General features: G+C 58.3%; 27 protein-coding genes. 12 read left to right on the top strand and 15 right to left on the bottom strand.

Annotated elements, in window-relative coordinates; genetic code table 11:
* Positions 1-100 precede the first annotated feature (100 nt).
* Positions 101-706 carry a hypothetical protein gene (locus C8N31_RS10025; protein WP_025049354.1) on the bottom strand — a complete coding sequence of 202 codons (606 nt, stop codon included), beginning with the start codon at positions 704-706 and terminating at the stop codon, positions 101-103.
* Complete coding sequence (ilvD, locus tag C8N31_RS10030; RefSeq protein WP_025049355.1) at positions 687-2,453, bottom strand: dihydroxy-acid dehydratase; 1,767 nt, start codon at positions 2,451-2,453, stop codon at positions 687-689. The genes C8N31_RS10025 and ilvD overlap by 20 nt, the downstream gene beginning before the upstream one ends.
* A gap of 175 nt (positions 2,454-2,628) precedes the next feature.
* Here ilvD and C8N31_RS10035 point away from each other — a divergent pair, with 175 nt between their 5' ends.
* The 5 genes from C8N31_RS10035 to C8N31_RS20210 all read left to right on the top strand — a co-directional run bounded on the left by C8N31_RS10035 (position 2,629) and on the right by C8N31_RS20210 (position 9,214).
* Positions 2,629-5,730 carry an ABC transporter transmembrane domain-containing protein gene (locus C8N31_RS10035; protein ID WP_025049356.1) on the top strand — a complete coding sequence of 1,034 codons (3,102 nt, stop codon included), beginning with the start codon at positions 2,629-2,631 and terminating at the stop codon, positions 5,728-5,730.
* Positions 5,727-6,626: a CPBP family intramembrane glutamic endopeptidase gene (locus C8N31_RS10040; RefSeq protein WP_025049357.1), complete on the top strand. Its 900-nt coding sequence runs from the start codon at positions 5,727-5,729 to the stop codon at positions 6,624-6,626. Before C8N31_RS10035 ends, C8N31_RS10040 begins: the two co-directional genes overlap by 4 nt.
* A 58-nt stretch (positions 6,627-6,684) precedes the next feature.
* The gene (accD, locus tag C8N31_RS10045) at positions 6,685-7,635 is read left to right on the top strand and encodes an acetyl-CoA carboxylase, carboxyltransferase subunit beta (RefSeq protein ID WP_025049358.1); all 951 of its coding nucleotides are present in this window, start codon (positions 6,685-6,687) and stop codon (positions 7,633-7,635) included.
* Entirely contained in the window at positions 7,632-8,906 is a 1,275-nt protein-coding gene (locus C8N31_RS10050) for a bifunctional folylpolyglutamate synthase/dihydrofolate synthase (protein ID WP_025049359.1), read from the top strand. Before accD ends, C8N31_RS10050 begins: the two co-directional genes overlap by 4 nt.
* Positions 8,907-9,019: 113 nt before the next feature.
* Entirely contained in the window at positions 9,020-9,214 is a 195-nt protein-coding gene (locus C8N31_RS20210; RefSeq protein WP_146173123.1) for a hypothetical protein, read from the top strand.
* Here C8N31_RS20210 and zapE read toward each other — a convergent pair.
* Positions 9,193-10,269, bottom strand: coding sequence for a cell division protein ZapE (gene zapE / locus C8N31_RS10055; protein WP_025049360.1), 1,077 nt, complete (start codon positions 10,267-10,269; stop codon positions 9,193-9,195). The two genes, C8N31_RS20210 and zapE, sit on opposite strands and share 22 nt — an antisense overlap.
* A 158-nt stretch (positions 10,270-10,427) precedes the next feature.
* Here zapE and C8N31_RS10060 point away from each other — a divergent pair, with 158 nt between their 5' ends.
* Positions 10,428-11,669, top strand: coding sequence for an MFS transporter (locus C8N31_RS10060; RefSeq protein ID WP_025049361.1), 1,242 nt, complete (start codon positions 10,428-10,430; stop codon positions 11,667-11,669).
* Here C8N31_RS10060 and C8N31_RS10065 read toward each other — a convergent pair.
* The 6 genes from C8N31_RS10065 to mbfA all read right to left on the bottom strand — a co-directional run bounded on the left by C8N31_RS10065 (position 11,666) and on the right by mbfA (position 16,544).
* Positions 11,666-12,583, bottom strand: a complete 918-nt coding sequence (locus C8N31_RS10065; RefSeq protein ID WP_025049362.1) for an ornithine cyclodeaminase family protein — start codon at positions 12,581-12,583, stop codon at positions 11,666-11,668. The genes C8N31_RS10060 and C8N31_RS10065 overlap by 4 nt on opposite strands.
* Positions 12,580-13,200 carry an HAD family hydrolase gene (locus tag C8N31_RS10070; RefSeq protein ID WP_025049363.1) on the bottom strand — a complete coding sequence of 207 codons (621 nt, stop codon included), beginning with the start codon at positions 13,198-13,200 and terminating at the stop codon, positions 12,580-12,582. The genes C8N31_RS10065 and C8N31_RS10070 overlap by 4 nt, the downstream gene beginning before the upstream one ends.
* Positions 13,201-13,231: 31 nt before the next feature.
* Positions 13,232-13,684 carry a YaiI/YqxD family protein gene (locus C8N31_RS10075; protein ID WP_025049364.1) on the bottom strand — a complete coding sequence of 151 codons (453 nt, stop codon included), beginning with the start codon at positions 13,682-13,684 and terminating at the stop codon, positions 13,232-13,234.
* Positions 13,685-13,689: 5 nt separating this feature from the next.
* Positions 13,690-14,523 carry an S-formylglutathione hydrolase gene (fghA, locus tag C8N31_RS10080; protein WP_025049365.1) on the bottom strand — a complete coding sequence of 278 codons (834 nt, stop codon included), beginning with the start codon at positions 14,521-14,523 and terminating at the stop codon, positions 13,690-13,692.
* Between the two features lie 65 nt (positions 14,524-14,588).
* Positions 14,589-15,518: an AEC family transporter gene (locus C8N31_RS10085; protein WP_025049366.1), complete on the bottom strand. Its 930-nt coding sequence runs from the start codon at positions 15,516-15,518 to the stop codon at positions 14,589-14,591.
* Positions 15,519-15,569: 51 nt separating this feature from the next.
* Positions 15,570-16,544, bottom strand: coding sequence for an iron exporter MbfA (gene mbfA / locus C8N31_RS10090; protein WP_025049367.1), 975 nt, complete (start codon positions 16,542-16,544; stop codon positions 15,570-15,572).
* 141 nt (positions 16,545-16,685) lie between these two features.
* Here mbfA and C8N31_RS10095 point away from each other — a divergent pair, with 141 nt between their 5' ends.
* Both C8N31_RS10095 and C8N31_RS10100 read left to right on the top strand, forming a co-directional pair.
* Positions 16,686-17,303: a TetR/AcrR family transcriptional regulator gene (locus C8N31_RS10095; protein WP_025049368.1), complete on the top strand. Its 618-nt coding sequence runs from the start codon at positions 16,686-16,688 to the stop codon at positions 17,301-17,303.
* Positions 17,300-17,545 (top strand): I78 family peptidase inhibitor, encoded by a 246-nt coding sequence (locus C8N31_RS10100; protein WP_025049369.1) that lies wholly within the window; start codon positions 17,300-17,302, stop codon positions 17,543-17,545. Before C8N31_RS10095 ends, C8N31_RS10100 begins: the two co-directional genes overlap by 4 nt.
* On the opposite strand, the gene paaK is transcribed toward C8N31_RS10100, so the two are convergent.
* Positions 17,539-18,852: a phenylacetate--CoA ligase PaaK gene (gene paaK, locus C8N31_RS10105; protein ID WP_025049370.1), complete on the bottom strand. Its 1,314-nt coding sequence runs from the start codon at positions 18,850-18,852 to the stop codon at positions 17,539-17,541. The genes C8N31_RS10100 and paaK overlap by 7 nt on opposite strands.
* Positions 18,852-19,289, bottom strand: coding sequence for a hydroxyphenylacetyl-CoA thioesterase PaaI (gene paaI, locus C8N31_RS10110; protein ID WP_025049371.1), 438 nt, complete (start codon positions 19,287-19,289; stop codon positions 18,852-18,854). The genes paaK and paaI overlap by 1 nt, the downstream gene beginning before the upstream one ends.
* A 118-nt stretch (positions 19,290-19,407) precedes the next feature.
* Here paaI and C8N31_RS10115 point away from each other — a divergent pair, with 118 nt between their 5' ends.
* Entirely contained in the window at positions 19,408-19,755 is a 348-nt protein-coding gene (locus tag C8N31_RS10115; RefSeq protein ID WP_025049372.1) for a DUF2794 domain-containing protein, read from the top strand.
* Positions 19,756-19,761: 6 nt separating this feature from the next.
* Here C8N31_RS10115 and C8N31_RS10120 read toward each other — a convergent pair whose 3' ends face one another.
* The 3 genes from C8N31_RS10120 to C8N31_RS10130 form a co-directional block, all read right to left on the bottom strand.
* Positions 19,762-20,535: a C40 family peptidase gene (locus C8N31_RS10120; protein WP_025049373.1), complete on the bottom strand. Its 774-nt coding sequence runs from the start codon at positions 20,533-20,535 to the stop codon at positions 19,762-19,764.
* Positions 20,532-21,914, bottom strand: coding sequence for a leucyl aminopeptidase family protein (locus tag C8N31_RS10125; RefSeq protein WP_025049374.1), 1,383 nt, complete (start codon positions 21,912-21,914; stop codon positions 20,532-20,534). The genes C8N31_RS10120 and C8N31_RS10125 overlap by 4 nt, the downstream gene beginning before the upstream one ends.
* A 78-nt stretch (positions 21,915-21,992) precedes the next feature.
* Entirely contained in the window at positions 21,993-22,370 is a 378-nt protein-coding gene (locus C8N31_RS10130; RefSeq protein ID WP_025049375.1) for a hypothetical protein, read from the bottom strand.
* A gap of 147 nt (positions 22,371-22,517) precedes the next feature.
* Between C8N31_RS10130 and C8N31_RS10135 the strand changes: the two genes are divergently transcribed.
* Genes C8N31_RS10135 through C8N31_RS10145 form a run of 3 tightly spaced genes read left to right on the top strand, consistent with a single transcriptional unit; the run spans position 22,518 to position 24,482 of the window.
* Positions 22,518-23,168, top strand: a complete 651-nt coding sequence (locus C8N31_RS10135; protein ID WP_025049376.1) for a carbonic anhydrase — start codon at positions 22,518-22,520, stop codon at positions 23,166-23,168.
* A gap of 15 nt (positions 23,169-23,183) precedes the next feature.
* Positions 23,184-24,167 carry a sodium-dependent bicarbonate transport family permease gene (locus tag C8N31_RS10140; RefSeq protein ID WP_025049377.1) on the top strand — a complete coding sequence of 328 codons (984 nt, stop codon included), beginning with the start codon at positions 23,184-23,186 and terminating at the stop codon, positions 24,165-24,167.
* 3 nt (positions 24,168-24,170) lie between these two features.
* Positions 24,171-24,482, top strand: coding sequence for a P-II family nitrogen regulator (locus C8N31_RS10145; RefSeq protein WP_025049378.1), 312 nt, complete (start codon positions 24,171-24,173; stop codon positions 24,480-24,482).
* Here the strand turns inward: C8N31_RS10145 and C8N31_RS10150 are convergent, their stop codons facing one another.
* A complete protein-coding gene (locus C8N31_RS10150) occupies positions 24,483-26,111 on the bottom strand; it encodes a mucoidy inhibitor MuiA family protein (protein WP_025049379.1) in 1,629 nt (542 codons plus the stop codon). It lies immediately after the preceding gene.
* Positions 26,112-26,117: the final 6 nt, after the last annotated feature.

Genomic DNA, 26,117 nt, shown 5'->3' on the forward strand with positions numbered 1-26,117 from the left:
CCCTGCATTTTTGCGCAGTGTATCCAGCCGAATGGTTTCATTCAAATGAATTGGCGACAATCTGATGTTGTTTCGGTGCCCGTTTCCATTTTGGAAACAATTATTTCGCGTTTCGCGCCCGAGTTCCCGTGATCAAGGCGGACAAAAGCGCCCCGCCCTCGCCGGATACCGCCGCCCCGTTCTTGGGACCATAGACTGCCAGGCCGATCAAATATCCGCCAATCAGGGCGGTACCCCGCCATTGCTGATCCGCCACATCCTGCGTTGGGGCCGTGCCGGTGGCGCGGAATACCACGCTTTTGCTGTGCTGGGTTCTATTGTGAACATCGCTTAGCCCCATGGCGCGGGCGCTTTGATCTGGGGTGGGAACGGTGATGCCGGGCTTGGCTGGTGAGATGCTGGCGGTGATGATGCCCAAAGGCGCACCGCGCGATGTGTTGGATTGCCCCAGAACATCACATCGGGCCATGATCGCAAATCGTGCGGTCAAGTTCTTTGGGTCAATGCAATACCCCTTGGGGGCCACAAGGGTGAAGCCTTTGCCCATCATCTGTGCCTCGGTCACAGGTGCAGTTGTTGGCCCTGTCGTGGCAGCTGGCAGGTTCAGACCGTCCAGAAAAGCAGCGCCCTGCCCCTCCTCGCAACCGGCGAGAAAGGACAGGGCAACAATGGCTGCGGCTGGGCCTTTACAGGTCCATGTAATCATGTGTTTCAGCCGCTGCGCCAGGATGTGTGACCGCGCCAAGGTAGGTTGGGCCAACAAGTTGGGCGTATTTCCAAAGTGCACCGGAAGCATAGTTTGTCGGACGCGGGCCGGACCATTCTGCCCGGCGGCTGGCCAACTCTTCGTCGGTCAGATCAACGGTGATCGACCCTTCAACCGCGTTGAGCGTGATCATGTCGCCGTTTTTCAGCAGGCCGATTGGACCGCCCAGTGCTGCCTCCGGGCCAACGTGCCCCACACAGAAGCCGCGAGTCGCGCCGGAAAAACGACCGTCAGTGATCAGGGCGACCTTTTTGCCCATCCCTTGGCCGGATAGGGCCGCAGTGGTTGCCAACATCTCGCGCATGCCGGGGCCGCCGCGTGGCCCTTCGTTGCGGATCACAAACACGTCGCCTTCGGAATAGGTGCGGTTCTGCACTGCCTCGAAAGCGTCCTGTTCGCATTCGAACACCAGCGCAGGGCCAGAGAACACGATGTCTTCATCGGACATGCCAGCGATTTTCACAATCGCGCCTTCGGGGGCCAAGTTGCCCTTCAGGCCAACAACGCCGCCTGTGGTGCTGATTGGGTTTTCAACGGCGTGGATTACTTTGCCGTCTGCCTCACGCTCAATCTTGTCCAGCTCTTCACCCATCGAATAGCCTGTGGCGGTCATGCAGTCGGCATGGATCAAGCCCGCTTTGCGCAGTTCTTTCATCACCACCGGGACGCCGCCCGCTTCGAACAGGTCTTTGGCAACGTATGCGCCGCCCGGCTTCATATCGACAAAATGCGGCGTGTCGCGGAAAATCTCGCAAACATCATCAAGGAAAAACTCGATTCCGGCTTCGTGCGCCATGGCGGGCAAGTGCAGACCTGCGTTGGTAGAACCGCCCGTGCAGGCCACGATCCGCGCTGCGTTTTCAAACGCCTCACGAGTACAGATGTCGCGGGCGCGGATGTTTTTCTCAATCAGGTTCATCACTGCCGCGCCAGAGGCCACGGCATATTCGTCGCGGGATTTGTAAGGCGCAGGCGCACCGGAGGAGTTCGGCAACGCAAGGCCAATCGCCTCAGACACACAAGCCATGGTGTTGGCCGTGAACTGGCCGCCGCAAGCTCCGGCAGACGGGCAAGCGACCCGTTCAAGGATCTCCAGCTCCGCCTCGGTCATGGTGCCGCCCTGCCAGTTGCCAACGGCCTCAAACATGTCTTGTACAGTCAGGTCACGATCCGCAAAAGCGGCAGGCACATCCGCGCCCTCTGGCGCTTTGCCCGGCAGGATTGAACCGCCATACATAAACACCGAAGGCACGTTCAGGCGGATCATTGCCATCATCATACCGGGCAGGGATTTGTCGCAACCGGCAAGACCCACCAGTGCATCGTAGCAATGGCCGCGCATGGTCAGTTCCACAGTATCGGCAATTGCCTCACGCGAGGCCAACGAAGACCGCATGCCCTCATGGCCCATCGCGATACCGTCGGTGACAGTGATGGTGGTGAATTCGCGCGGCGAGCCCTGTTCTTGTTTCACACCAACTTTCACGGCCTGTGCCTGACGGTTCAGCGCGATGTTACAAGGCGCCGCTTCGTTCCAGCAGGTGGCCACGCCAACCAGAGGCTGGTGAATTTCCACATCTGTCATGCCCATCGCGTAATAGTAGGACCGGTGCGGTGCACGGGCCGGGCCTTCGGTCACATGGCGGCTGGGCAATTTGGATTTGTCAAAACGTTGGTTGGTGGACATGGCGAAGCTCCCGAAGATAGGCCTGAAATACTGGTTTGTCCTTGGTCTAGTCGTGCAACCGCGCTGCTGCAAGGCCAAGCGGCTATGTTGTAATACACACCAAGCGGCCTTAAATTTACAAAACCACAACAATGGGCATGTCCACGCCCCAAAAGGCCCAGTGAAAGAGCGGTGCATGGAACCCAGCCTATTTTCCTTTATCTGGAAGTATTCCCGCCGCGAGCAATTGTTCTTATTGGCCTTTACGGTTTTCACGTTCCCTTTCCTCTACGCCACGCTGGAACTGCCCAAACGCATCATCAACGATGCCATCGGCGCCACCGGCAGCGTGATTACAGTGTTCGACGTCGAAATGACGCAGGTGCAATTCCTGCTGGGCCTGTGTTTTGCCTACCTCGGCTCCGTTCTTGTGCATGGGCTGCTGAAAATGCGGCTCAACACGATGAAAGGCATTCTGGCTGAACGGCTTTTGCGGCGTTTCCGGTTTCAACTGGTCAGCCGGATGATGCGGTTTCCGCGCAGTTATTTCCAGAACACCAGTCAAGGTGAGCTGGTCAGCATGGTCACATCCGAGGCCGAGCCGATGGGCGGCTTGATGGGGGATGCGGTCGCGCAGCCGGTATTTCAGGCCGGTCAGATGCTGATCATCGTGACGTTTCTGTTTATGCAATCGATATGGTTCGGGCTGGCCGGTATTGCATTGATCCCCTTGCAGGCGTGGCTGATCCCGGTGTTGCAGCGGCAGATCAACCTGTTGAACAAAGAACGTATTGGTGAAGTGCGCCAGTTTGCCGCCGAGATTGGCGAGACAGCGGCAGGGATCACCGATCTGCGCACCAATGGCGGCTGGCGTTTCCGGCTGGCCCATTTCACGGACCGTTTGGGCCGGCTTTTTGATGTGCGGTTTCGCATCTATCAAAAGAAGTTCTTTATGAAGTTTCTCAATAACTTCATCACCCAACTGACGCCCTTTTTCTTTTACGCTGTGGGTGGTTATCTGGCCATCAAGGGGCAGATCACGGTCGGGGCGTTGGTTGCCGCGCTGGCCGCCTACAAAGACTTGTCGAGCCCTTGGAAGGAACTGCTGACGTATTACAACCAGACGCAGGATATGTCTCTGCGCTGGGATATCGTGACAGAACGTTTCGATCCCTCCGGCGTTATTGATGAGGCGCTGTTTGAGGGCGCACCGAGTCAGATTCCGCATCTGCGCGGCGAGATCGAATTGCGCAATGTCTCGGTGCGCAACACAGATGGCAACATGATCCTTCAGGATATTTCTCTGAAACTGCCACCGGGCAGTCAGGTGGCCATTCAGATGGAAAGCCAGGCCGAGCGAACGGCCCTGTCGGAGGTGCTGACCCGCGAGGTGATCCCCGCGCGGGGCAAGGTCACGATGGCCGGGCATGACCTGAGCGGATTGCATCAGGCGATTGTCGCCGCCCGCATCGGATACGCCCACGCGCAACCTTACATTTTCAAGGGCAATATCGGGGACAACCTGTTGATGCCCCTGCGAACCAGCCCAAAGACGGTGCTTTGGGATCCGGCGCACAAGGATCGGCGCGGGATTGAGGCGCGACGCTCCGGCAACAGTCCGGACAGCACAGCGGCCGATTGGCTGGATCCGGAGCTGGCCGATCTGGGATCAGCCGATGACATCAACCAATTCTGGCTGGAAATTACCGAGGCACTTGGCACCGCTGATCTGATTTTCCACCGCATGCTCAACTCGCGCATGGATCCGGACAAATATCCCGAACTGGCCCGCCGCATTGTCGAGCTGCGCGAAGAGGTCGCAAAGCGCCTCAAAGACGAAGGGCTGGATAAGGCCGTTCACCGGTTTGACCCTGAAAAGTTCAATCCGGCAGTGCCACTGGGCGGCAACCTGATCTTTGCCGCGCCGGTGCGCGACATCAGTCAGCAAAGCCTTGTCGCGGAAAAATCGTTCTTGTCGATGTTTGTAGAACAGGGACTGGCCGAACAGGGCATCGCGATCTCGCAGACCTTGGTCGAAACGCTGCACCAGACTTTTGGCATGGATGGCACCGATCACCCGCTTTTCACGGCTTTGGGCATCGAAGAAGACCTTTACGAGCAATTGGTCGACATCGCAAACCGCCGCCGCGACAAAGGGGACAACGCCCTGAACGGTGAAGAATTTGCGCTGCTGTTGACGGTTCCTTTTGCCTTGACCGCAGAACAGATCGGCCCGTCTTTCCCCGAAAGCTTCAAAGAGGAAATCCTGACCATCCGCAAAACCAATGGTCCGTTCCTGCGCGAGCAGGCCAAGGGCATGTTCGTGCCGATTGCGCCCGAAAATTATTTGCCCCGCCTGACCATTCTGGAAAACCTGATCTATGGCCGGTTCTCTTCGATGGCGGGATTGCAGGCCGATAGGGTACAGGAGATTGTTACTGAAATTCTGATAAAGCATGATCTGAAACGGCAAGTTTCGGTGAACCTTTTTGATGTGCCGACGGCCATCGGCGGTGCCAACCTACCAGCCGCCTTTCAGGAACGCGCAGCCTTTGGGCGGGCGGCAATCAAGCGTCCCGATGTAATGGTGTTCAACCAGACAATGGGCGGTCAGGAACAAGCCAACCACGCCCAGATCCGCAACCGTTTGCACGACCTATTGCCCAATGCGACGCTGATTTTTATTCAGGACAGTTTCCCCAATCCTGAAGAGTTCGACGTCTTTATGGAAATCCGCGATGGACGCCTTGATGGGGCTGGCCAAGACGAAGAAGACCCCAACGTCAGCGATGACCTGCGTCGCAAGCTCAGGATCATCTCACGCAACGAATTGTTCGGCAGTCTCAGCCCGCGCAACCGGCGTCTGCTGGCCTTTGCCGCGCAATGGTACAGCGCCGAACCGGGCGAGCGCATCTTTAGTCAGGGCGAGCGCCCCGATGCTGCCTATCTGTGTTTGTCCGGCACGGCTGAAATGAGCTGGACCGACGGCAATGGCGTCGCGCATCACATTTCTTATGTAGAGCCGGGGCGCCTGATCGGGGATTTGTCGATCATCCAGAATGAACCGCGCCAGCTGGATCTTGATGCGGTGGAGCCGGTGCAATTCCTGCGGATCGGTGCCGAACAGTTCCGCGCTGTGGTGGAAAGTGACCGCACCGTGCTGCTCAAATTGCTGGAAACCGTGGCGGGCCATTTGACCGAACTGGCCGATATCCTACGTGAGGCCCGCGTGCAGATGCCGCAACGTATGATGCAGCTTGAAGAAAGCATCGAGACAACTGATAAGCCTGCGGAATGAGCCCAAATTCAGCCTACGCCCTGCATGAAATCTTCATCGCACCTGCACGGAAGAAACCAGCGCTTTGGCGGCTTCTGGCGGGGCTGACGCTGGCCGTGGTTGGCTATGTTGCGCTGAACCAGATGTTTTTTCAGCTGGTGTATGGGCTTGCGGGCGACGGGGCCTATGCCCTCTACAATGAGCTTTCGGACGGCACCACACCGCGGGCGATGTTGCTGCTGCTCTTCAGCTTTGGCTTTATGGCGATGGCGGTCGGAATTTCCGTCAGATTGCTGCACAGCCGGTCCATGATGACCTTGCTTGGCCCTCTGAAATTGGCGCTGACCGATTTTCGTGCCGTCAGTCTTGCGATGATCGCGCTGGGCGTTTTGCTGGTGGTCCTGCCACCGTGGGACATGGGCGGGACGCTCTCGGACAATGTGCCGTTTGGTCAATGGATGGTCTTGCTGCCCTTCTCGCTATTGGGGGTGTTGGTGCAGGTCAGTGCCGAAGAACTGGTGTTTCGCGGTTACATCCAACAACAATTGGCGGCGCGGTTCCGCTCGCCTGTGGTCTGGATGGTATTGCCATCGCTGTTGTTCGCGGCGGGGCATTACCTGCCTGAATCTGCCGGGGAAAATGCGATGTTCATCGCCCTCTGGGCAGGGATTTTTGGCATGTTGATGGCCGATCTGACCGCGCGATCTGGATCATTGGGCCCGGCCATCGCGGTGCATCTGTGGAACAACGTCACCGCGATCCTTATCGTATCATTGCCGGATGACCTTTCTGGGCTCTCGCTTTATCATTCCCCCTTCGGGATGGCGGATGCCGATGCCGTGCGGGCCTGGCTCCCGGTGGATTTTGCGCTGATGTTTGTCTCGTGGCTGGCGGCAAGGGTTGCGATACGCCGCTGATTGCAATTTGTGCAGTAGGGTCTTATTTGGAAATCAGTTTTGCCATCAGGGGCTATGTATGAACTGGATCACGAACTACGTCCGGCCACGGATCAACTCGATCTTCTCGCGCCGCGAAACGCCGGACAATCTGTGGACCAAATGCAATGAATGCGGCACCATGCTGTTTCATCGCGAGGTGTCGGAAAACCTGAATGTCTGCACCAATTGCGGGCATCACATGGCGATCTCGCCGCGTGAGCGGTTCAAGGCGCTGTTTGATGGCGGCATCTTTTCCGAGATCAAAGTGCCTGCACCTACGCCCGATCCTCTGCATTTCAAAGACCAGAAGAAATATCCCGACCGCATGAAAGCGGCCCAAAAGCAAACCGGCGAATCCGAGGCGATGCTTGTCGCGCACGGCGAGATGGGCCGCACGCCCATCGTCGCTGCCGCGCAAGACTTTAGCTTTATGGGCGGCTCCATGGGGATGTATGTGGGCAACGCCATCATCGCCGCCGCCGAAGAAGCAGTGAAACTCAAGCGCCCGCTGATCCTGTTTTCCGCTGCGGGCGGCGCCCGGATGCAAGAAGGCATCCTGTCGCTGATGCAAATGCCGCGGACCACGGTTGCGGTTCAGATGCTCAAAGAGGCGGGTCTGCCCTATATCGTGGTTCTGACGCATCCAACCACCGGCGGTGTCACGGCCAGCTATGCGATGCTGGGCGATGTGCATATTGCCGAACCCAATGCGCTGATCTGTTTTGCGGGGCCGCGTGTGATCGAACAGACCATTGGTGAAAAACTGCCCGAAGGGTTCCAGCGGGCCGAGTATCTGCTGGATCACGGAATGCTGGACCGTGTGACGCCGCGCACCGAGATGCGTGAAGAGCTGATCACGATAACGCGGATGCTGCTTGGCCTGTCGCCCGCCGTGCGCGGTGATCTGCCTCCGCCCGAGGCATTGGGGGATGCAAACAGCGAGGATGCGGTCAAGACCGATGCAGCATCTGTTGATCCCAAGAAATGAGCGCGGCCACATCTGACGCCATCCTAGACCGGATGATGGCGCTGCATCCCAAGATCATTGACCTCACGCTGGATCGGCTGTGGCGCCTGCTTGACGCGCTGGGCAATCCGCAGAACGATTTGCCGCCCGTGATCCATATTGCGGGTACGAATGGCAAAGGGTCCACCCAGGCGATGATCCGCGCCGGGCTTGAGGCGATGGGCAAGACCGTGCACGCCTATACCTCGCCGCATCTGGCCCGGTTTCACGAACGTATTCGACTGGCAGGTGAGCTGATTTCAGAAGACGCGTTGATGGCGGTTCTGGATGAATGTTATGCCGCCAACAACGGCGAAAACATCACCTATTTCGAGATCACGACCGCCGCTGCGCTGCTTGCGTTTTCGCGGACCAAGGCAGATTACACCCTTCTTGAGGTCGGACTGGGCGGCCGGTTGGATGCCACCAATGTCATCGACACTCCGGCGCTGACCATCATCACGCCGGTCTCTGTGGATCATCAGCAGTTTCTGGGTGAAACACTGGCAGAGATCGCAGGGGAAAAGGCCGGCATCATCAAACGCCGCGTGCCTTGCATCATTGGCCCACAAGAGGACACGGGGCTGGAGGTGATGGAACAGGTCGCCGCCCGCAACATGGCGCCGGTTGTGGCTTATGGTCAACACTGGCACGTCGGGACAGAGGCAGGGCGCCTGATTTATCAGGACGAAAGCGGCCTGCTTGATTTGCCCTTGCCGAACCTGCCTGGCGCCCATCAGGTGCAAAACGCTGGGGCTGCATTGGCCGCCCTGCGCCAGCTTGGCGCAGATGAGGCCGCTTGCGAGGCGGCTGTGACCAAAGCGTTCTGGCCTGCACGGATGCAACGTCTTAAGGGCGGACCGCTGTTCGAGATTGCTGGCGATGCAGAGCTATGGCTGGATGGCGGTCACAATCCGGCGGCCGGTGATGCCATTGCATCGGTCTTGTCTGAGCGCGGCACACGGCCCACCTATCTGATTTGCGGGATGTTGAACACAAAGGACATCGGCGGCTACCTGCGGCCTCTGGCGGCACAGGCAAAAAGCCTGCACGCCGTGTCCATTCCCGGCGAAAGCGCGACCCTTGCAGCCTCTCAAACCGCTGCTGCGGCGCGAGGCGAAGGGATGGAGGCATATGAGGCGGAAAGCGTTGCAGAAGCCCTTAGAGATATCGTCGCCAAAGACCAAAATGCCCGTGTTTTAATCTGCGGATCGCTTTATCTGGCGGGTGCGATCTTGCGCGAGAACCACTAGATCTTGATCTTTTGTAACTGATCTCTACGCAGAAACGAAATATTAGTGTATGTTTGCCCTAATTCAGGCGTGGCTTGACCACAAAAAACTGAATGCTTTGGAGGGCGAGCAAGATGAGTTATCAGGGAAATGTCGGGCGGACTCCGTCCGCTGAAATGGATGACCGCACGGTGTCACAAATGATCTTTGTGGCGGTGGGGCTGGCGATTGTTGTGGGCGGACTTTGGCTGCTTTATCAAGGCAATGCGCCCTATCATCCTGATGTTCCGATGTCGGACAACGAAAGCTATTTGGCGATCGAATCCTGATCAGCCCAGTCTTCGGATTGCATCTCGCGCAGCCTTGAGGCTGTGCGCTCAAACTCGAACGTGCCTTCCCCCTCAACATAGAGCATTTCGGGAGAGGCGGCAGCAGAACAGATTAAGCGTACATGCGCCTCGTAGAGCGCATCAATAAGCGTCACAAACCGCTTTGCCTCATTAAAGTTGGAGCGGCCCAATTGCGGAATGTTGTCCAGAAGCAACACCCGTGTGGCCTCCGCCAGTGCGAGATAATCCGCGGGTCCAAGTGGCCTGCCGCATAGCTCATGAAACCGGGCTCGGGCCATGCCATTGCGAAACTGCGGGATCTCCACCTCACGGCCTTTGACGTGCAAAACCATAGGCGTGCCCGCGCCCCCCGCCAGATCATCCCAGACCGCATCCATCGCCGCGCGGCTTTCCGCGTTCACCGGGGTGAAATAAACCTGACTGCCCGCCAACCGGTCTTGGCGGTAATCGGTGGGGCTGATCAGTTCATGCACCACCATCCGGTCCTTGATCAGCTCGATGAAGGGTACAAACAGATTTCGGTTCAACCCGTCTTTGTAAAGATCATCCGGCAGCCGGTTTGACGTGGTCACCACCACAACGCCCGCCGCAAATAGCGCCTCAAACAGACGGCCAACAATCATTGCATCGGTGATGTCGGTGATCTGCATCTCGTCAAAGGCCAGCAGCCGCACTGAGCTGGCCACATCGGCGGCCACCGGCGCAATCGCATCGTCAACACCGGTTTTGCGGGCCTCGTGCATGGCCGAGTGGATCTCTTGCATAAAGGCGTGAAAATGCACCCGACGCGCGGGAATATCGTGCAGGTGATCGACAAACATATCCATCAACATGGATTTGCCGCGCCCCACCCCACCCCAAAGGTACAGCCCCTTCGGCGGCTCCGGTGCTTTGCGAAACAGCCCCTTTTTCACCGGCTGCATCAACGCATCACGAATACGGTCAAACTCTGGAAGAATGGCTTCCTGAGCCGGATCGGGCTGCAAGCTGCCCTCGGCAATCATCCGGTCATAAGTTTCGCGCAGGCTGGTCATACCACAGGCTTATCGCCCCGCTGGGGGATTGAAAAGTGTCGCAATGGTTCAAGAGGTCGCTGATGCATCAATCTCCCTTCGTGCCCCATCACAACGCTTGATTTGACCCTTCGCGATCTGTGGGTAATCTGGCCGGACGTCAACGCATCGGAGCCAGCATGCAGCACAAAACCCCATTGTTTACGCCGGTCCTGATTGTGGGCTGTGTGATCATCATGGTCAGCTTTGCCGTGCGGGCGTCCTTTGGGGTGTTCCAGATCCCGATTGCCGAGGAATTTGGTTGGCTCAGGGCAGAATTTTCGCTGGCGATTGCGATCCAGAATCTGGCTTGGGGCGTTGGCCAGCCGATCTTTGGCGCATTGGCGGAAAAAATCGGTGATCGGCGGGCCATCATTATCGGCGCGATTGTCTATGCGGCTGGTCTTTTGTTGTCGGCCAATTCTGTTACCCCGCTCGAACATCAAGCCTACGCCTGGCTGGTGGGTTTCGGGATCGCGGGCACCGGCTTTGGCGTGATCCTTGCCGTGGTTGGCCGCGCTTCGTCGGATGAAAACCGGTCGATGTCGCTTGCCATTGTCACCGCAGCGGGCAGCGGCGGCCAGATTTTCGGGGCGCCGATTGCCGAATGGATGCTGGGTTTCATGAGCTGGCAGGGCGTGTTTGTTGTGTTTGCAGGCGCAGTTATGGCAATGATCCTAACCTTGCCCATGATGCGGGCACCTGCGCTGGCGACCAAGGCAGAGCTGGAAGAAAGCCTTGGCCAGATCCTGATGAAGGCGGCGCGGGATCCGTCTTATACGATGATCTTTCTCGGCTTCTTTTCCTGCGGCTATCAGCTTGGCTTTATCACGGCGCATTTTCCGGCCTTTGTGACCGAACTATGTGGCCCGATCCTTGCGGGCGGGGTGCTGCATAGTGTCGGGATCACCACAACTTCGGCGCTGGGGGCGGTGGCCATTTCCTTGATCGGGCTGGCCAATATCGCCGGGACGTTGACTGCGGGTTGGGCGGGCAAGCGGTATTCCAAGAAATACCTTCTGGCCGGGGTTTATGTGGGCCGAACCATTATCGCTGCACTGTTCATCATGTTCCCGATCACGCCGATTTCGGTCATTCTGTTTTCTGTTGGGATGGGGTCATTGTGGCTGGCCACGGTGCCGCTTACCTCGGGGTTGGTCGCGCATATCTACGGGCTGCGCTACATGGGGACGCTGTATGGCATCGTCTTCTTCAGCCACCAATTGGGCAGTTTCCTAGGCGTTTGGTTGGGCGGACGGATGTATGATGCCTTTGGCAGCTACACCGCTGTTTGGTGGATCGGCGTTGGCGTTGGCGCGTTCAGCGCGATTGTGCATCTGCCGATCCGTGAGCGCCGTCTCGAAGGGCTGGTGACAGCCTAACGGCTGCGCCAGCGATCTAGAATGTAGCGGCTTGTCATCAAGTCCAGATGCGCCCCGCCGCCGTTTTTGAACAGGGTGATTTCATCCTCTGATGTGCGTGTGAAATTGGCCAAATCATAATAATCTGCCACCAGATGATCCCGAGCGATCACACCGGTTTCAAGCGGTGTATTGATCTCGCCGATATGGCCAATGGTGGTATCAAAACTGTCCACAAAGACCCGCGAGCGGGTGATCGCGGTATCATCCACCTCGCGCATATCGGGGCGGTAGGCGCCAATCAGATCGACGTGCTGGCCCGGTTGCAGCCAATCGCCTTTGATCAGGGGATCGGTAGACATCGTTGCACTGGTGATGATGTCCGCAGCCTCCACCGCGGATCGCAGATCCGTGGCAATGCGCAGGCCGGGCAGTTCTGCGGCCATCTTTTCCGCATTGGCGGCGCTGCGGTTCCAGACGGTAAACTGTGCGTCAGGAAACACCGCACGATAGGCGGCATGCAGGGCGCGGCCCTGATTGCCAGCGCCCACGATCAGGATATTTTCGCTGTCTGGCCGGGCCAATCGCCGCGCAGCAAGCAGGCTATCACCGGCGGTTTTCCATTTGGTCACGAGGTGAAAATCAACAATCGCCTCAAGCATACCATCCGCATCGGCATACAGGTTCAGCCCGCCATTGATCATCGGGGTGCCCTTGGCCGGATTGCCCGGAAACACCGTGGCGGATTTGACCGCAATCCCCAGACCGTCAATCCATGCTGCCCGGCTCAGCAAGGTGTCATCGCCGCGATAGAGAAAGGTATCACCAATCTCGGCCTTGGGCAGGGCATGGCCAGCGGCCAAAGCGTCCGTCAGGCCGATCCAGTCCAGCACTGCCTCGCCCGCGTCAAAAGGGATAAAGGGAATGTCGGTCATATTGCGTCCTCTTCGGTCAACAGCCCGGCAAGGACCAGCCGATTGGCCCAGCCTTCCGGGCCTGTGAAATGGTGTGTTTGCCAGCCACGTGCGGCGGCGGCGTTGATATTGTCGATCCGATCATCGGTGAACAAAAGGGCAGCTGGATCAACGCCGCTGCGGGTCTCAAGCGCGGCATAAATATCCGCATCGGGTTTAATGATCCCCAAATGCCCCGAGATATAATCCCCGTCAAACTGCCGAAGGAACGGGTAGCGTTCTGCCGCCAGATCATAGGTCTGAATGCCAAAGTTGGTGAGCGAAAACACAGGAACTTGCGCCCGTTGCAAGGCCCGCATCAGGCGCAGTGAATGGTCAATCACGGGGGCGGCGATGTCGATCCAGCGGTCATGCCACAGCTGAATTTCGGCCCGCCACTGCGGATAGGTTTCCGCGGTGTCATAGATCACATCACGAAAGGTCTCGCCGCGATCAATGCGGTCGTTCATGCCGTGCAAATCGACCTCGGCAAACATCGCGCGGCGGCGTGCCTCGCCAATCTGCGCGTCAAAGAACCGCTCTGGCAACCATTCGATCAAAACATTGCCGATGTCGAAAACCACCGCTTTGGGTGTCATGCGCTTGTCCTCATCATTGCGGTGGAAACGCTCATAACCGCGCCGCTGCACGCAGCTCCCGCTCCAATGCGTCCAGAAATCGGGAACGGTCAGCTTTGGTAAACCCTTTGCCGCCGCCTTGCCTGAACGGGTCAGCGGCCCGCAAGTCTGCCATCAGGTCACGGGTTGCCAGAACGTTGCCGATATTGGCTGCGGTCAGCGCCTCGCCATTGTGTTTGAGAACCTTTGCACCCGCCTCTACACATTTGGCGGCAAGGGGGATGTCGCCGGTCACAACCACATCGCTGATGCCTGCGCGATCCGCGATCCACATATCCGCAACATCCGGCCCATCAGGTACGATCACGGTTTCAACCAGCGGATTTTGCGAGGGCCGCAATCCGCCGTTGGACACCACGAACATCCGTACCTTATGGCGGGTCGCAACCCGCTCTGCCTCGGCTTTGACAGGGCAGGCATCAGCGTCAATGTAAAGCGCGGTCAATGGTTTCAGGCTCCGTAGAGTGCATCTGCGTGAAAGGCGATATGATCTTCCATAAAGGTTGAGACAAAGAAATAGCTGTGGTCATACCCCGGTTGCATACGGAAGGTGCCCTGCTGCCGCTTGGCAGCGATCGCGGCGGCCAATGCCTCGGGCTTGAGCAGATCAAGAAACTGATCCGATGCGCCTTGGTCGATCAAAACGGGCCCGTCAAAGCCGTTTTCCTGCATCAGCAAGGTCGCGTCATGTTTGGCCCATGCGGCGTCATCCTCGCCCAGATAGGCGGTCAATTGTTTGCGGCCCCAGTCGCTGGCGGTTGGGTTGGCAATTGGCGCAAAGGCCGAGACAGACGTATACCGGCCCGGCAGGTTCATCGCCAAAGTCAGCGCCCCGTGTCCGCCCATCGAATGGCCGGTGATGCCCTGCCGCGTCAGATCAACGGCAAAATTTGCGCCGATCAATGCGGGCAGTTCTTCTGCGATATAATCCCACATCTGAAAATGCGGCTGCCACGGATCTTGGGTCGCGTTGACATAAAAACCGGCCCCCTTGCCCAGATCATAGGCCTCATCATCGGCGACATCGTCACCACGTGGCGAGGTATCAGGAAACACCAGCGCGATCCCATGTTCGGCCGCCCAGGATTGCGCGCCTGCCTTGGTCATCGCGTTCTCATGTGTGCAGGTCAGGCCGGACAGATACCAAAGCACCGGCACGGGGCCATCGCTTGCCTCTGCGGGCAGGAACAGGCCAAAGGTCATCTCGCAACTGCAAGCCGCAGAGGTGTGGGAATAAACACCCTGTGTGCCGCCGAAACAGGCATTTTCGGAAATGGTCTTCATCATCGGATCCTTTTGTCATGTCCGCCACGCCGGGCCGGACCTTGCAACAGTCAGTACTGGAAAGATCAGCCCCCTGTCACCCCCGCGATCACAAGGCTGACAGTGACAATGCTGAGGGCTGTGGAGAATAGAATGGCAGTTGAGACACGTGCCGGGGCCACACCGTAATGTTGGGCTAGGATAAACACATTGCCTGCCACGGGCAGGGCGGAGACCGCAATGATCACCCCTGCTTTGAACGGGTCCACGTCAAAGATATAAAGCGCGGCAATGCCGACCAATGCCGGATGCAGCACCAGTTTGCAAAAGCTGAGCCAGCCTGCGACTTCGATGCGTTCCGCGGATTTGAACGCCAGGGACGCACCAATCGCAAACAAGGCGCCCGGTGTGGCGGCACCGCCCAGAATGCCAAGGAAATCGTTGATCGGCTCAGGGATCGGAAGGGCGAAGCCGGCACAAATGAACCCAAGCGAGATCGCCACGATCATCGGATTGCGCACCAGACCCAGCGCAATAGACCGGATCATCCGAAGGCTGATCTGGCCGTCACGTGCCCCAGTAATCAAGATCACAATAAGGCTGGAAAACACGATCAGATCAACGGCCAGTGCCAGCAACACCGGGCCAATCGCCTCTGCACCCAACAGCAGCGTCAGCATCGGAACACCCAGAAAACCAGTATTTCCGATGGCGGCGCATTGGGCCTCAATCGCGGTGGTCGGCACGTCCAAACCGCGCAGAAAGCCGACGATGGTGGCGACACCGTACACAAATGCCGTGCCCCACAGATAGGCCGCCACCAAACGCCCATCCCAGACCTCGGCCAGCGACAGGTTTGCCGAAAACCGGAACAACATGGCCGACAGGGCAAAGTAGAACACAAATTTGGTCAGATAGGCCGTCGCCTCTTCACTGAAAAAGCGGGTGCGCCCGGCCCAGTACCCCAGACCGATCAGCAAAAAGAACGGCAAAGTCTTGAAAAAGATCGCCAGCATAGCCTTGGGTAACCAGCCAGAGGGGCGGGCGCAAGGTGCCTCGGCGGCCCGTCAGCCTGATCCGATCAGAACACCCGCCGCAAAGACCAACGCACCGCCCAGCACCACCTGCATAGCCGCGCGAAAGAATGGCGTGTCCATATATTTGTTCTGAATCCACGCAATCGCCCAAAGTTCAATAAAGACAACGACAAATGCGGTGATCGTCGCGGTCCAGAAATCCGGGATCAAATAGGGCAGGGCATGGCCCAACCCGCCAACGGTGGTCATGATCCCAGAGGCAAAGCCGCGCTTCCAAGGCGATCCCCGACCCGACAACTCTCCATCGTCTGAGGCCGCTTCGGTAAAGCCCATGGAAATCCCGGCCCCGACAGAGGCCGCCAGACCAACCAGAAAGGTTGTCCATGTGTCTTGGGTGGCAAAGGCGGTGGCAAAAATCGGCGCGAGGGTCGAAACGGAACCGTCCATCAGTCCCGCCAAGCCCGGCTGAACCCATGTCAGGATAAACTGCCGATGCGCACGATTGTCCTCCTCGGATTGGGCATCGCCGGACAGATGGGCCTCTGCCAGCTCAGACGCGGTGGACTGGTGCCCCGCTTCGGCTGCGGCGAGATCGCCCAGAAGCTTGCGCGTTGCCGTGTCGGATGTGCGTGCTGCTGCCGCCAGATAGAAGTTTTCGGCATCCCGCTCCATCGCGGCGGCTTCTTCGCGGATGCGCTCAAGCCCGAGGTTCTCAACCAGCCAGACCGGGCGGCGGGCATAATATCCAGAAACATGCTCGCGCCGGATCAGCGGAATGGTTGACCCAAACCGCGCCTCGTGAAGGTCAATCAACCGTTTGCGGTGGGTGTCCTCTTCGGCGGCCATCCCGTCAAATACGGCCGCGGTGTCAGGAAAATCCTCACGTAGATTTTCCGCATATCCACGGTAAATCCGCGCATCATCTTCCTCGGAAGAAATGGCAAGGGCCAGAACCTCCTGTTCGGTCAGATCTTTGAAACGTTTGCGGGCAAGCGAGAAGCGCATGGCAATATCCTCTGGCTGTTTAGAATGATTCTAATACTTGCGGGCGGCCAGAACAACCGACTTTGCGTGACGGAAGGGGATTTATTCCTTGGAACTAAACAAAACGGTTTATATTCTCATATTCAACAGTCTGGAGCATTCATGACAGCACTCGCACAACAGATTCGCAAAGGCCGCAAGTTCGATCAGGTTCTTGCCGGTGCCCGCGAGGTGTTTATGGCCGATGGGTTCGAAGGCGCCAGCGTGGACGAAATTGCCCGTGTTGCCGCCGTGTCCAAGGCCACGCTCTATAGCTATTTCCCTGACAAGCGGCTGCTGTTCCTCGAAGTGGCCAACGCTGAATGTTGCCGCCAATCAGACGAGGCGATGGATCAAATCGATCTTGAAGCGCCGCCGCGCGAGGTGCTGATGCAAACCGGCTGTCATTTTGTCAGGTTCATCACCTCGAAATTCGGACAGCAGATCTTTTGCATGTGCGTGGCGGAAAAGGACCGTTTTCCCGAGTTGGGTCAACAGTTCTACAATTCCGGCCCTGCTGTGATGCGCGCCGAAATGGCCGAGTATTTCGAAATGGCCGAAGCGCGAGGCGAGTTGCGGATCAAGGACAAGCTGCTGGCGGCGGACCAGTTTGGCGACCTGTGCAAGGCTGACATATGGACCCGTTTGATTTTTGGCGTGGTACAAACAGTCAGCGAAGAAGAAATTCACTATGTCGTGGAAAACGCTGTCGATACATTTCTGGCGAGGTATGGCGTATGAGGGGCCCCATCGCATTGACGCTTTTGGTTTTGGCAGGGTGCAGCGGAGAGCCTGCGATAAACGCCTGCGGTGCGGACCAGTGGCGCAATTTGCTGGGCAAGCCCAAGGCCGCGTTGTCCGTTATCGGGAAAGATCTGCGGATCATTCACCCCGGCGATGCCGTGACGATGGATTTCAACCCTGCGCGGCTCAATGCTGAGATCGACGCGCAGGGCAAGATTGCAAAACTGGCCTGTTATTGACCCTTGGGGCGGTTGTCGACGATCCGCACGGCCTTGCCCTCGGATCGCGGCACGCCGCCCACGTCTGCCACATCCACTTTGATGCTGACACCCACGGTCTGCTTGACCTTGGCGGACAATTGTCTGGCCGCGGCAGTACGGCTTTCATCGGTCATTGATGCGTCCGCGCACTCGCAGATCACCCGCATTTGGTCCATCCGATCCGGGCGGCTCAGCTCGATCTGGAAATGCGGCGCCAATGCTTTGACCTCCATCAGGGCTTCTTCGATTTGCGTCGGGAAAATGTTCACACCGCGCAGGATGATCATATCATCGGTACGCCCGGTGACCTTTTCCATCCGCCGCATGGACCGTGCCGTACCGGCCAGCAGGCGGGTCAAATCGCGTGTCCGGTAGCGGATGATCGGAAAGGCCTCTTTGGTCAACGAGGTGAACACCAGCTCGCCGCGTTCGCCATCTGCTACGGGTTCTCCGGTTTCGGGGTTGATGATCTCGGGATAGAAATGGTCTTCCCAGATGTGCAGCCCGTCTTTGGATTCCACACATTCCATGGAAACACCCGGCCCCATCACCTCGGACAACCCGTAGATATCTACAGCATGCATATCGAAAGCTTCTTCGATTTCGAGCCGCATCGCGTTGGTCCACGGCTCAGCGCCGAAGATGCCGACCTCCAATGAGGATTTGCGCGGATCGACGCCCTGCGCGGCAAATTCGTCCAGGATAGACAGGGCATAAGAAGGGGTCACCGTGATGCCTTTGGGCTGAAAATCACCGATCAACCGGACCTGCCGAGGGGTCATGCCGCCAGAGACAGGCACAGTTGTCAGCCCCAGATAGTCAGATCCCAGATGGATGCCCATCCCGCCAGTGAAGAGCCCGTAGCCATAGGCATTGTGCAACATGTCACCGGGGCAAAGGCCCGCCGCCCGCAGCGACCGCGCCACAACCGACCCCCAGTTGTTGAGGTCGTTCTTGGTATAGCCCACAACCGTTGGCTTGCCCGTTGTGCCGGAGGAGGCATGCAGCCGCGCAACCTGTTCGCGCGGCACTGCAAAGAGCCCAAACGGATAGTTTTCGCGTAGATCGTTTTTGACCGTAAAGGGAAACTTCGACAGATCGGCCAGTGAGTGCAGATCATCCGGGTGGACACCCGCCGCATCAAAACTGTTCTTGTAAAACGGCACGTTGTCATAGGCATGGCGCAGCGACCATTTCATCCGCTCAAGCTGCAACGCCTGTATCTCGTCGCGGCTGGCAATTTCAATTGGGTCCAGTGTGGATTTGGCGGGCGTCAGATCTTTCATCAGGATGGAACCTCTTGGGGAAAATGTTGGCCTTTGACGGTGCGGGACAAACCGCGAAACAAGGCGATGGTCCTGCCGTCTTCTCCGGTGACAGTGACATCATAAACGCCGGATCGCCCGGTTTTTGATACTTCCGTAGCAGCGGCGGTCAGCAATTCACCGTCAGCACCGGGGGTCAGATAGGTGATCTGGTTTTGCTGCGCGACGGTCAGTTGATTGTAGGTGTTGCAGGCAAAAGCAAAGGCGCTGTCGGCCAGCGCAAAAGTAAAGCCGCCGTGGCAAATGCCATGTCCATTCAGCATATCAGGCCGAACGCGCATGGTCAGTGTCGCTTGGCCCGGGGCGATTTTAGTGATGCGCATGCCCAGCCCGCTCGAAGCGGGATCTTTGGCATACATGATCTCGGCACATTTTTCGGCACAGGTCTGGGGGGTCATTTTGCTTCGCACATATGTTTCATAAATCGGGACATTTGCACAACTTTGTAACGCTTTCAATCCTTTTTGATCGGCCATCGGGCTTGATTTGTCGCGCCAACAGCGCAACTGTGAGTATATGACGATGCATTCCCCTCCTCAGGTTACCCCGTTTGAGCGCCCGCCCGAGCAGGTCGCCTTCCACCGAACAGAGCTGTCCGTGATCTTGTCTTTGTATGGACGTATGGTCGCGGCCGGAGAGTGGCGCGATTATGGGATTTCCTGTCTCAAGGAAGTGGCGGTGTTCTCGGTGTTCCGTCGCACTGCCGAGATCCCGCTTTACCGTATCGAGAAACGACCAAAGCTGCGCAACAAACAAGGCATGTATGCGATTGTTGGCACAGGCGGCCAGATCATGCGCCGCGGTCACGATCTCAAGGCGGTCCTGCGGGTGTTGGAACGCAAACTTATCCGGTCTGTTGATTGAACGTGATCAAAGGCGGCGGTGTCCTGTCACCGGCCCATCGCCCTGCGCTTCGATCCGCTTGATGGCATCGTCAATCGGTTCATAAACCGTGCTCATCGCGCCTGCGCTGGCATGTAGAATGGTTTGCGGATCACTGACAATCGCCACATGGCCCTTCCAGAACAGCAGATCGTTGCGCTGGTAAGCCTCATTGGTGGCATGGCCCAATGTCTGTTGCTGATCGCTATCGGCCGGGCAGGGCATACCGCAAGCCAACAAGGCCGCCTGAACCAGACCTGAACAATCAATGCCCCATCGGCTGTTGCCGCCCCAGAGATATGGCGTGCCAAGAAACCGGGCCGCGATCTCTGCCGGATCGGAGTAAAGTGTTTCCAATGGGGCAAGGTGATTGAGTGGGATAAACCCAAGAGAGGTCTGTGCAAAATTCCCCTCACCACCCGTGACCGCTACACGGCTACCAAAGCTGAGCGAGATCAGATCAGGTGATTTGAAATCCGCCCTCTCAAAGGCGTGCGTTGCTGGAGTGCAGACCTGATGACTTGCCTCTTGTCGCGGTCCAAGGGTCTGGCGCTGCACATAGCCGCAATAGCCATCTTTGGCCGATTGCACATATCGCCAATCCCCATCGTCGCCCAATACAGTCACCATATCCCCATAAATCAACTGCCTGTCGCGCGGGCCATCCGGGCTGCGGCGCAGATCGGCTACGCTGACAGCAATCTGTGCGGGATCGGCGCGGGTTGATTTGTCCGGGTCCGGGGTCAGGCGTCTGTCGGTCATGAGGTCAAAATCTCATCAAGCGCGGCAAAAACTGCGCGGGTGGCTTGGCCAACGCCGCCCTTTGGCCGCGCCGGCGCCGCAGCAGGTTGCCATCCATAGATGTCAAAATGGGCATAGCGGCTGTGAGTGACAAAGCGGCGTAGGAACAACGCGGCAGTGATGCATCCGGCAAAGCCACCCTTTGGCGCATTGTCCAGATCGGCAATGCCCGGTTCGATCATCGCCTCGTAAGGGTCATGAAACGGCAGGCGCCAGACAGGATCGGCCTGCACACCTGCGGCGTTTTCCAGAGCTGCCACAAACCCCGCGTCATCCGAGAAATAGGGCGCAAGGTCCGGGCCTACAGCAACCCGCGCCGCACCGGTCAACGTCGCCATCGAAATGATCTGATCGGGTTTTTCTTCGTCAGCCAGCGCCAATGCATCGGCCAGAACCAACCGCCCTTCGGCATCGGTATTGTTGATCTCGACCGTCAGACCCTTGCGCGAGGTCAGAATATCCTGCGGGCGGAAGGCATTGCCGGAAACGGCGTTTTCCACCGCCGGGACCAGCACCCGCAGCTGCACCTGCTTGCCCGTTGCCATGATCATATGCGCCAGACCCAGCACCGCCGCCGCGCCGCCCATGTCCTTTTTCATCAGGCCCATCGATGCACCGGGCTTGAGGTTCAAACCGCCGGTGTCGAAACACACACCTTTGCCAACCAATGTCAGGGTCGGTCCACTGTCGCCCCACCGCATATCAATCAAGCGTGGGGCGCGATCCGCTGCGCGGCCAACGGTGTGGATCATCGGCAGGTTCTGTTCCAGCAATTCATCGCCGGTGATCACGTTGATTTGCGCGCGATGCGCCTTGGCCAAATCCCGCGCCGCTTGTTCCAGATCGGGCGGGCCCATGTCGGATGCTGGCGTGTTGATCAAGTCGCGGGTCAGGCATTCCCCCGCCGCCAGTGCCTCGACCTCGGCCACGTTCACAGCCTCGGGTGCAAGCAATTCCGCGGCAATGGGGGATTGCGATTTGTACCGATCAAAACTGTGGCGCGACAATAGCCAACCCAGTGCCTCGACGGATTTTTGATCATCCGGCAGGCCAGAAACAATCTGGTAGATCCCTTTGGGCAATTTGGCCGCTGCCGCCGCCAGATGAAACCGGCCACGCGCTCGGGCCGCTGCTGTGCCGAAACCGGCAACGGCCATCATCACAGTTCCATCGGCCGCCGGTATCGTCAAGGCTTGGCCAAGGCCGCCGGTGAAACCCTGCGCGGCGATCCAGGTTTGGGCCGCTTCTGGTTGATCACTGAGCCACGCATCAAGCCCGTCTTCGGCAATCACATGAAGCGGCAGGGCGGACGAGGCATCGGATGCAAAACGAGGTGGCATAGGGCACTTTCTAACGGGTCAATAATTGCGCCCAGCCTACCCGTTCCAGCGTCACCCGCAAGCCATCTCGAAGCCAGATCATTCGGGCATTTCGTCAATATCCCAAATCGCAGTCAGCGATCGCTCCCCGATCCGAAACAGCCGTGACAGGGTCGCTGCAAGGGCAGTTGCGTCGTTGTTGGTCACGCATTGTCCAACATCACGGGCGACCTTCGCCAGATCCGCCATGCCGATCTGATCCGATATGGCGATCAACGACCGCGCACTTTTTTGCAGATCGGCCCAAGCGGCATCGCGGAAATGCTGTTCGCACTGCGTCAACCGCCGTGCCAGATCTTCTAGAGCACGGCAAACGACATCTTCTGCCCCCGCTTCGCCCAATTGTGTGTAAAGCGCGCCCAGCCGATCCTGATCCACACTGATTTGTTCCATTGGTCGGATTTGCAGAACCTGCATCAACTCACCCCTTGTTCAGCCCCCACGGCCAAAGCGGACTATTGTTCAAACAAGTATGCAAATGGTTGCTCTGCCACTGTATTTTCGCTCGAATTTGTTCGGGAATTAAGCTAACCCTGCGGAAATGTTTCAGGAGACCTCTCAATGATGGATCATGCAAAGCCGCTTCCGGCATATCTGTTGACGCGTTATCACGGGTGGAAGGCCACCGGTTATGCGGACAACAAATCGTGGTATCGGCGACTGGCCACCGAGGGGCAGCGCCCCCGCGCCATGGTGATCTCTTGCTGTGACAGTCGCGTGCATGTCACTTCGATTTTTGGAGCCGATCAGGGCGAATTTTTCATTCACCGCAATATCGCCAACCTTGTCCCGCCCTGTGAGCCGGACGGCCAGCACCACGGCACATCCGCCGCCGTGGAATACGCGGTGCGGGTTCTGAATGTCGCGCATCTGATCGTACTGGGCCATTCCAGCTGTGGCGGTGCAAAGGGCTGCCTTGAGATGTGCAAGGGCAACGCGCCTGAACTGGAAGCCAAAGACAGCTTTGTTGGCCGCTGGGTGGACATTCTGCGCCCCAAATATGGCGAGGTTGCTGATATTGAAGACGAACAAGAACAAGAACGGCAATTCGAAAAACATGCGGTGATGACGTCACTTGAGAACCTGATGACCTTTCCATGGGTCAATGAAAAGGTGACAAACGGCGAATTGAGCCTACATGGCTTGTGGACGGACATCGGCGAAGGTGGGTTGGAATATTTCTGCCCGGAAACGGGAAAATTCCAGCCAGTTTAACAGGGCATTTGGGGCATGGAAAATCTGTTCTCTCTCGCGGCGGACAACCTGGTCTCGCCCATTATCTTGTCGTTTGTTTTGGGTGTCGCAGCTTCCCTTGCGCGGTCTGACCTGAGCATTCCAGAGGCTGCGGCCAAGGCGCTGTCGATTTATCTGCTTTTCGCTATCGGCTTCAAAGGTGGGGTCAGTGTTGCCGCGCATGGCATTGACGCGCGGCTCGGGTTGGCCTTGCTGGCGGGGATCATTCTTTCGGCGGCCCTGCCGTTGGTCGCCTTTGGCCTGCTGCGGGTGATGACCGCGATGAGCCGGCTAGATGCGGCGGCTGTTGCGGCGCACTACGGTTCGATCTCGATTGTGACATTTGTAGCGGCGACCTCGGTTCTGGAAAGCCGCGGTATCGCTGCGGAGGGGTACATGGTCGCGGTGGCCGCCGCGATGGAAGCGCCCGCGATCCTGTCTGCCCTGTGGCTGGTGGCCCGTGGCGGAGGCGGCGATAGCAAAGGCATGGATGGCGCGCTCATGCGTGAAATCATGTTGAACGGATCCATCGTTTTACTCGTCGGCGCGTTCCTTATCGGCTGGGCCACGGGCGAAGAGGGGCTTGCGGAAATTTCCAGCTTTATCGTTTCGCCGTTCAAAGGTGTGTTGTGCCTGTTCCTGCTTGATATGGGGCTCGTCGCGGGGCGCGGTCTGCGTCAAGGCGGCGGGATCCTCACACCATCGGTTTTGGCGTTTGGCGTGTTGATGCCCCTGATCGGTGCAGCGGCGGGCCTGGCTACGGCACTTGCGCTTGGCCTCACTCCGGGCGGCGTAACATTGATGATGGTTTTGTCGGCGTCCGCCTCTTACATCGCGGTGCCAGCGGCGATGCGCGTGGCCCTGCCTGAGGCGAACCCGTCACTTTACCTGACCCTCTCGCTTGGGGTGACCTTCCCCTTCAACCTGACACTTGGCATTCCGCTTTATGTCGCGGTGGCCCAAGCTGTGACCGGAGGCTGACCTATGCAAACCCACAAAGCCAAACGTGTTGAGATCACCATCGAAGGGGTCATGCAGTCGCGCCTCACCGATGCGCTGAAAAAGGCCGGCGTGACCGGCTATACTGTGCTGCCGGTGTTGGGCGGCTCGGGCAAATCCGGTGAATGGAGCCGCGCAGGCCAGGTCAGCCGCGCCTCAGGCATGGTGCAGGTGATTTGCATCATTCGGCCCGAACGACTTGATGGCTTGCTTGAGGGTGCCTTTGCCGTGGTCGAACGCCATATCGGCGTGGTCAGCGTGACCGATTGTGATGTGCTGCGGGCCGAACGATTCTGATCAACGCAAGATCTTGTCCTCGGGCCAGCGCAGGTTTTCCTCAATCGTGATGGATGTTGTTGCGCCAGCGGCCACGTTCAGAGCCCACTGCAAAATGCCGCGCCGGTCATCTAGATTGGTCTCATCAGGCGTAGGAGTGGCGGACCAGTCAATCTGCAAGTCTTCCTGCGCGGTATAGGGCACCGCCGCCTGCACCTCGACCTGCCAATCCTCTGATCCGATGTTCTGGATGTCCATCCGCATGCGATCCGTCTTGGCATTGGACCGGCTTATAATCCCGCGATCCCCTTCGCTCTGGTCCAGAACGGTATAGGTCAGGCGCAAATCCTCAATCGGTCCAAACGGAAGCTCTGCCTCGTCGCCCGCAGGGATCAGCCCAATATTCACTTGCCCAATCAGGGTATTGTCCACGAACAACGCCACCTCATCCGCAGGCAACAGTGGCTCTTGGGTGGTGTTGGTAAATTCCGCCATCAAAAACGCGGTCTGATCGGCGCGCGGCACCGCACGGGCAAAGCGGCGGGCAGGAAAGGTCAATGTGTCCAGCGCCACACGGGTGTCATCCACACCGCTGGCGATGTTGACGGGGGTGGCAAAATCATAGCGTACGCCGGGGCCGTCGAAATTGGTCATGCCCATGGCCTCCTCAACGATCACCGGAGCTTCGATCACCGGCGCTGCGGCATAGCTTTCGGCGCTGTCGGCCATCTGGCGTGTCAACTTGGCGCGGGGCGACTCTTTGTCTGCCAAGGTCAGTCGTCGCGGGTAGACGTGTGACGGTTGGGTCTGGCCCGATGGCACAAGCGTGGACAGGGTCAGCGCGACCCCCTGCCAGTTTTCGCCGCTGCGTTGAGAGACAACTGCCCCCCGTTTGATCGAAAGCTGCGGCGCGTCTTTGCCGTCCAGATGAATATCATAGGTCGGAGCCCAAACCGCATCGACCAGATATTCCAAAGCAATCGTCACCTCACCAGCCGCCGGGGCCATGATATCAAGGGTCAGCTGCGCGTGTTTCTCCGGCGGTGGAGTGAGCGCAGCCAGCGCGGCCTTGGCCTCTTGCAAAGCTGTTTCCAGATCGGCGCGGCCCAACTCAAGATCCCGTACGGCCTGATGGGCCGCCAAGGCATCTTGTTGCGCGACAAGGCTTTGGGTTCCGATCATCTGGGCCAGTGCCTGCAAACTGCTGGCATCAGCGGGCAGCCCTTGGTTTTTGCCCAGGTCACTCAGAAACGCGATCTGTGTCTGTGCTGCACTGGCGGCCAGACCGGCGGCTGCGATTTGGTCATCCAGTTCGCGCAAGGCGGTTTTGGCAGCTTCGATCCCGTCTTTGGCGGCGGTGATTTCGGCGCTATCTGCTTTGGGTTGCGGCAGCACAGCCTCATTGCGGAATTGGGTCGTGCCCAAGGTTGCACCCATGACCGAAACCCGCAGATATTCGCGATCCATTGTGTGCGGCAAGTCCGGCAGGACGATCTGATGCGCGCCCTGGGGCAGGGTGACAGTGGCCTGACGGTGGACCGTTGCCAGATAAGGATAAACCGTGACCGCCTGCGGTTCGGATCGCAGGGTAAAAACATCCGCCATCGCGGCAGATGGCAGCAAGGACAGGCAGGCAAAGAGGACACGCATAATTCA

The sequence above is a fragment of the Sulfitobacter mediterraneus genome, assembly GCF_003054325.1.
Classification (GTDB): domain Bacteria; phylum Pseudomonadota; class Alphaproteobacteria; order Rhodobacterales; family Rhodobacteraceae; genus Sulfitobacter; species Sulfitobacter mediterraneus.

Bases quoted from the DNA above. Each gene is read 5' to 3' on its own strand.
- C8N31_RS10050 (WP_025049359.1), top strand. From the start codon at position 7,632: ATGAGCGCGGCCACATCTGACGCCATCCTAGACCGGATGATGGCGCTG.
- C8N31_RS10085 (WP_025049366.1), bottom strand. From the start codon at position 15,518: ATGCTGGCGATCTTTTTCAAGACTTTGCCGTTCTTTTTGCTGATCGGT.
- paaK (WP_025049370.1), bottom strand. From the start codon at position 18,852: ATGAAAGATCTGACGCCCGCCAAATCCACACTGGACCCAATTGAAATT.
- C8N31_RS10025 (WP_025049354.1), bottom strand. From the start codon at position 706: ATGATTACATGGACCTGTAAAGGCCCAGCCGCAGCCATTGTTGCCCTG.
- C8N31_RS10130 (WP_025049375.1), bottom strand. From the start codon at position 22,370: ATGCAGGTTCTGCAAATCCGACCAATGGAACAAATCAGTGTGGATCAG.
- C8N31_RS10070 (WP_025049363.1), bottom strand. From the start codon at position 13,200: ATGACACCCAAAGCGGTGGTTTTCGACATCGGCAATGTTTTGATCGAA.
- C8N31_RS10135 (WP_025049376.1), top strand. From the start codon at position 22,518: ATGGATCATGCAAAGCCGCTTCCGGCATATCTGTTGACGCGTTATCAC.
- C8N31_RS10100 (WP_025049369.1), top strand. From the start codon at position 17,300: ATGAGGGGCCCCATCGCATTGACGCTTTTGGTTTTGGCAGGGTGCAGC.
- C8N31_RS10125 (WP_025049374.1), bottom strand. From the start codon at position 21,914: ATGCCACCTCGTTTTGCATCCGATGCCTCGTCCGCCCTGCCGCTTCAT.
- accD (WP_025049358.1), top strand. From the start codon at position 6,685: ATGAACTGGATCACGAACTACGTCCGGCCACGGATCAACTCGATCTTC.
- C8N31_RS10145 (WP_025049378.1), top strand. From the start codon at position 24,171: ATGCAAACCCACAAAGCCAAACGTGTTGAGATCACCATCGAAGGGGTC.
- C8N31_RS10115 (WP_025049372.1), top strand. From the start codon at position 19,408: ATGACGATGCATTCCCCTCCTCAGGTTACCCCGTTTGAGCGCCCGCCC.
- zapE (WP_025049360.1), bottom strand. From the start codon at position 10,269: ATGACCAGCCTGCGCGAAACTTATGACCGGATGATTGCCGAGGGCAGC.
- C8N31_RS10060 (WP_025049361.1), top strand. From the start codon at position 10,428: ATGCAGCACAAAACCCCATTGTTTACGCCGGTCCTGATTGTGGGCTGT.
- fghA (WP_025049365.1), bottom strand. From the start codon at position 14,523: ATGAAGACCATTTCCGAAAATGCCTGTTTCGGCGGCACACAGGGTGTT.
- C8N31_RS10035 (WP_025049356.1), top strand. From the start codon at position 2,629: ATGGAACCCAGCCTATTTTCCTTTATCTGGAAGTATTCCCGCCGCGAG.
- ilvD (WP_025049355.1), bottom strand. From the start codon at position 2,453: ATGTCCACCAACCAACGTTTTGACAAATCCAAATTGCCCAGCCGCCAT.
- C8N31_RS10065 (WP_025049362.1), bottom strand. From the start codon at position 12,583: ATGACCGACATTCCCTTTATCCCTTTTGACGCGGGCGAGGCAGTGCTG.
- C8N31_RS10120 (WP_025049373.1), bottom strand. From the start codon at position 20,535: ATGACCGACAGACGCCTGACCCCGGACCCGGACAAATCAACCCGCGCC.
- C8N31_RS10140 (WP_025049377.1), top strand. From the start codon at position 23,184: ATGGAAAATCTGTTCTCTCTCGCGGCGGACAACCTGGTCTCGCCCATT.
- C8N31_RS20210 (WP_146173123.1), top strand. From the start codon at position 9,020: ATGAGTTATCAGGGAAATGTCGGGCGGACTCCGTCCGCTGAAATGGAT.
- C8N31_RS10095 (WP_025049368.1), top strand. From the start codon at position 16,686: ATGACAGCACTCGCACAACAGATTCGCAAAGGCCGCAAGTTCGATCAG.
- paaI (WP_025049371.1), bottom strand. From the start codon at position 19,289: ATGACCCCCCAGACCTGTGCCGAAAAATGTGCCGAGATCATGTATGCC.
- C8N31_RS10040 (WP_025049357.1), top strand. From the start codon at position 5,727: ATGAGCCCAAATTCAGCCTACGCCCTGCATGAAATCTTCATCGCACCT.
- mbfA (WP_025049367.1), bottom strand. From the start codon at position 16,544: ATGCGCTTCTCGCTTGCCCGCAAACGTTTCAAAGATCTGACCGAACAG.
- C8N31_RS10150 (WP_025049379.1), bottom strand. From the start codon at position 26,111: ATGCGTGTCCTCTTTGCCTGCCTGTCCTTGCTGCCATCTGCCGCGATG.